The 2,016-nt window shown below is 69.7% G+C and carries 3 protein-coding genes; 2 read left to right on the forward strand and 1 reads right to left on the reverse strand.

The window, feature by feature from the left end; genetic code table 11:
- A partial coding sequence (locus AOK01_RS39680; RefSeq protein WP_055520454.1) for an HAD-IA family hydrolase occupies positions 1-528 on the reverse strand: 528 nt, incomplete at its 3' end.
- Between the two features lie 355 nt (positions 529-883).
- Between AOK01_RS39680 and AOK01_RS39685 the strand changes: the two genes are divergently transcribed.
- Both AOK01_RS39685 and AOK01_RS39690 read left to right on the forward strand, forming a co-directional pair.
- Positions 884-1,528, forward strand: a complete 645-nt coding sequence (locus AOK01_RS39685; RefSeq protein WP_055520455.1) for an HNH endonuclease family protein — start codon at positions 884-886, stop codon at positions 1,526-1,528.
- A gap of 158 nt (positions 1,529-1,686) precedes the next feature.
- The coding region (locus AOK01_RS39690; RefSeq protein ID WP_483855262.1) for a DUF7800 domain-containing protein at positions 1,687-2,016 on the forward strand (330 nt) is incomplete at its 3' end.

The following is a 2,016-nucleotide window of genomic DNA, read 5'->3' on the forward strand; positions in this document are numbered from 1 at the left end:
GCGCCCCGCCGAGATGCCCGCCCCCGAGTCCTCGAACACCACACAGTCCTCAGGCGCGACCCCCAACTCGGCCGCCCCCTTCAGAAACCCTTCGGGGTCCGGCTTGCTCGCCCCCACGGACTCGGCCGTGATCCGCCGCTCGGGCAGGGAAAGCCCCGCCGCCCCCATACGCGCGGCGCACAGCGCCACATCCGCGGACGTCACGAGAGCGTGCGGCACCCCCTGGAGGGAGGCCAGGAACTCCGCGGCCCCCTCGATCGCCACGACCCCGTCCATGTCGGCGGTCTCCTCGGCGAGCATGCGCGCGTTGTCCGCGTAGTTCTGCTCCATGGGCCGGCTCGGCAGCAGCACGGCCATCGACGCGTACCCCTGCCGCCCGTGGACGACCTTCATGACCTCGTCCCCGTCGAGCCCGTGCCGGTCGGCCCAGCGGCGCCAGACCCGCTCGACGACGGCGTCCGAGTTGACGAGGGTGCCGTCCATGTCCAGCAGCAGGGCGCGGGCGGTCAGCACGGTCGTGGCCGTCATCGGCAGGCTCCAAAAGCGTGGAAGAGGGGTCCCTGCGCGGTCTGCGCGGCCCCGGGAAACAAGGTGGCCCCCGCCCGCCGGTCAGGGAGTGCGAGCGGGAACCACTTTGTTCCCCCACGGTACAAAAAGAAGGGGCAATCCCGCTACCCACCGCCGCGAACCCGTTCCGCCCCCGAAACCCATTCCGCATGAGGGCATGACAAAACGGACGGGCCACTGCGAAAGTCCCGTCGGAGACCTTGTCGTGTCATGTACACGTCACTAACTTCTCACCTGACGCACATCTCCCGGAAACCGGCCGCCGAGACCATGCATTGCTCGCAGGTCAACTTCCCCCCACCCCAAGGGAGTTCGCATGCCGAAGTTCTACGCGCGTCGACGGCTGAGTCTAGTGGCCGCCTTCGCCGGACTGATAGCCATGGTCGGGCTTTTCAACGGCCCGGCCGCCTCCGCCGCACTGCCCACCCCGGTCAGCGCCGCCACCGCCCGCACCTACCTCGCCTCGCTCACCGTGGCGACCGAGGACCGCACCGGGTACGACCGGGATCTCTTCCCGCACTGGATCACCATCAGTGGCACGTGCAACACCCGCGAGACCGTCCTGAAGCGTGACGGTACGAACGTCGTCACCAGCTCCGCCTGCGCCGCCACCAGCGGCTCCTGGTACTCGGTCTACGACGGCGCGACCTGGACCGCGGCCTCCGACCTCGACATCGACCATCTCGTGCCGCTGGCCGAGGCCTGGGACTCCGGCGCCGACAGCTGGACCACCGCGCAGCGCCAGGGCTTCGCCAACGACCTGACCCGCCCGCAGCTCATCGCCGTCACGGACAACGTGAACCAGTCGAAGAGCGACCAGGACCCCGCCGAGTGGATGCCGTCCCGCACGGCGTACGCCTGCACGTACGTCCGCGCCTGGGTCCAGGTGAAGTACTACTACGACCTCTCCGTCGACTCGGCGGAGAAGAGCAAGCTCAGCTCGGTCCTGAGCGGCTGCTGACCCGGACCTCACGAGCGTCCGCCGATCCGGCACTCATCCGGAACTCACCCGGTCCCTCACCCGGTCCCTCACCCGAGCTTCACCAAGTCCCTCGCCGGAACCTCCCCACCGGTCTCCGTCGTTCCGTACCGTACGGGGCGACGGAGGAGGGTGATCACGTGGCGAGCCTGCGCCTGGGTCCATTGTTGAGGTACGTCGACGGCTCGTCAGCGACCGTGTGGGTCGAGGCGAGCCGTCCGGCCACCGCCGAGGTGCGCTGCGCGGACGGTTCGGGCGGTGCGGCCCGCACCTTCCAGATCGCCGGCCATCACTACGCCCTCATACCGGTGACCGGGCTGACACCGGGCACCGTCACCCCGTACGAGGTGCTGTTCGACGGGGCACAGGTCTGGCCCCTCCCCGACTCCCCCTTCCCGCCCTCGGCCATCCACACCCCGGTGGACGACCACGAGACCGTACGGGTCGCCTTCGGCTCCTGCCGCTGGGCC

Source organism: Streptomyces aurantiacus (genome assembly GCF_001418335.1).
Taxonomy (GTDB): domain Bacteria; phylum Actinomycetota; class Actinomycetes; order Streptomycetales; family Streptomycetaceae; genus Streptomyces; species Streptomyces aurantiacus.